Origin of the sequence: Nocardiopsis sp. TNDT3 (assembly GCF_003427465.1) — a bacterium.
Taxonomy (GTDB): Bacteria; Actinomycetota; Actinomycetes; order Streptosporangiales; family Streptosporangiaceae; genus Nocardiopsis; species Nocardiopsis dassonvillei.
The window spans coordinates 1-2,327 of sequence record NZ_QPFC01000938.1 but is presented as its reverse complement, the minus strand read 5'-3'; the positions used below and the strand labels follow the sequence as shown (position 1 = coordinate 2,327).

Sequence of the window (2,327 nt, the reverse complement as noted above, 5' to 3'; positions counted from 1 at the left end):
CGGTGGCCCCGGCGGGGCCACCGCGCTCCCGGACGCCGCGCTCAGTCGGCGAGGTTGTCGATCAGCGCCGAGGTGACGTCCTTGGTGGAGGTGCCGCCGCCCACGTCCGCGGTCAGCACGCCCTGGGCGCACGTCGCCCGGATGGCCCGCTGCACCCGCGCGGCCTCCTCGTCCAGGCCGAAGTGCTCCAGCATGAGGGCGGCGCTGCCGACGGCGCCGATCGGGTTGCACACGCCCCTTCCGGCGATGTCGGGGGCCGACCCGTGCACCGGTTCGAACATGCTGGGGTAGCGGCGCTCGGGGTTGAGGTTGGCGCTGGCGGCCAGGCCCAGGCTCCCGGCCAGGGCGCTGCCGAGGTCGGAGAGGATGTCGGCGTTGAGGTTGGAGGCCACCACCACCGACAGCTCCTCCGGGCGCAGGACGAACTTGGCGGACATGGCGTCGACCAGCACGCTCTCGGTCTCCACGTCGGGGTAGTCGGCGGCCACGCGTTCGAACACCTCGTCCCACAGCACCATGCCGTACTGCTGGGCGTTGCTCTTGGTCACCGACGACACCTTGCGCCGACCGCGGGTGCGGGCCAGGTCGAAGGCGAAGCGGATGATGCGCTCGCAGCCGGTCTCGGTGAAGACCGCCGACTGCACGGCCACCTCGCCGCCCCGGCCGCGGGCGGAGAAGTTGCGGCCGCCGAACCCGCCGTACTCGCCCTCGGAGTTCTCGCGGACCACGACCCAGTCCAGTTCGGTGGTGTCGGCCTTGCGCAGGGGGCTGGTGACGCCGGGCAGGAAGTGGACGGGCCGGACGTTGGCCCACTGGTCGAAGCCCTGGCACAGACGCAGCCGCAGGCCCCACAGGCTGACGTGGTCGGGGACGGTGGGCCAGCCCACGGCGCCGAAGTAGAGCGCGTCGAACTCCCTGAGCCGTTCGGGGCCGTCGTCGTCGATCATCTTGCCGGTGCGGGCGTAGAAGTCCGAGCCCCACGGGAACTCCTGCCAGGTGAAGCCGAGGGTGCCGTGCGAGGCCGAGGCCAGGGCGTCGAGCACCTGGCGGCCCGCGTCGACCACCTCGCTCCCGACGCCGTCACCGGGGATGGCGGCGATGCGGAAGTGGCGGGTCTGGGTCATGTCTCCTCCGTCGGTCGGGTTCCCCGGAAGTCAAGCGCGCCGCCCCCGGCCGCGTCCAAGACGCATCGGCGATGTGACCCATAGGCGGTGCCTATGCCTGCGCGGAACCCCCCGGCTCCGCTTCCGGACGGGTCCTGGCGTAGTGCTCGGCGACGCCGAGGAAGGCCTGCGCGGCGGGCGTCATCCGCGAGGCGCGGCTGACGATGACGACGCGCAGGCGGGAGACCGGTTCGATGAGGCGGACCCGGGCGCCCATGCGCGTGGCGATGGGCTTCCAGGAGGAGGGCATGACGGCGTGGCCGAGCCCGGACAGCACCAGGGGCAGGATCGAGGTGCGGTGGTCGACCTCGGCGGCCAGGTGCGCGTCGGTGCCGCCCGCCAGGATGTCGTCCACGATCTGGCGCATGAGGCTGCCGCGCTGGGAGGCGATCAGCCGCAGACCGCCCAGGTCCGCGCGGTCGATCCGGTCCGGGACGGGACCGGTGCCGCCGGACACGGTCCGCTCCGGCGGGGCGCCCTCCTTCTCGGGCGGGGACAGCAGCACCAGGGGCTGCTCCTCCACCGGCAGCACCCTCAGGTCCGCGGTGCGCGGGTGGCCCGCCGAGCCCAGCAGCCCGATCTCGGCCGCCCCCGAGCGCACGTGCTGGACCACCTCCTCGGGGGTGAACGCCCCCGCCACGTTGACCGTCATCAGTGGGTACTCCCGCGCGAAGGAGGCCATCAGCGTGGTGAGCGGCTCGATCCCCGGGGAGGGCGTCGAGACCAGGTCCACCCGCCCCCGCCGCAGCCCGCGGGCCGAACGCGCGGTGTCGCGCACCGCCTCCAGGTCCCGGACCACCTGGCGGGCCGGTTCGATGAGGCGGGTGCCGGTGTCGGTCAGCACCACGCCCCGGCCCACCCGGTGGAACAGGTCCACGCCCAGCTCCCGCTCCAGACCCCCGATGGCCTGGGACAACGAGGGCTGGGCGATGTGCAGGTGCTCGGCGGCCCTGCCGAATCCGCCGTGGTCGACGATGGCCAGGAAGTAGGACAGCTGCCGCGCGTCCATGTCAGCTCACCCACCGATTCATAGGCGCAGTCTATGGGTCTGAGAGAAACTACGTCTTGGGCGTGATGGCGGTCACACGTTGAGAGTGGTCTGCGCACCGACCGAAGGAGAGCGCATGTCATCGGAGACCACGCCCGCACCACCCCCCGCCTCCC

At 72.7% G+C, this 2,327-nt stretch carries 2 protein-coding genes; both read right to left on the bottom strand.

Annotated elements, in window-relative coordinates; translation table 11 throughout:
• Positions 1-41: 41 nt before the first annotated feature.
• Complete coding sequence (locus DQW06_RS21945; RefSeq protein ID WP_071621983.1) at positions 42-1,124, bottom strand: tartrate dehydrogenase; 1,083 nt, start codon at positions 1,122-1,124, stop codon at positions 42-44.
• Between the two features lie 91 nt (positions 1,125-1,215).
• Positions 1,216-2,172 (bottom strand): LysR family transcriptional regulator, encoded by a 957-nt coding sequence (locus tag DQW06_RS21940; protein WP_071621984.1) that lies wholly within the window; start codon positions 2,170-2,172, stop codon positions 1,216-1,218.
• Positions 2,173-2,327: the final 155 nt, after the last annotated feature.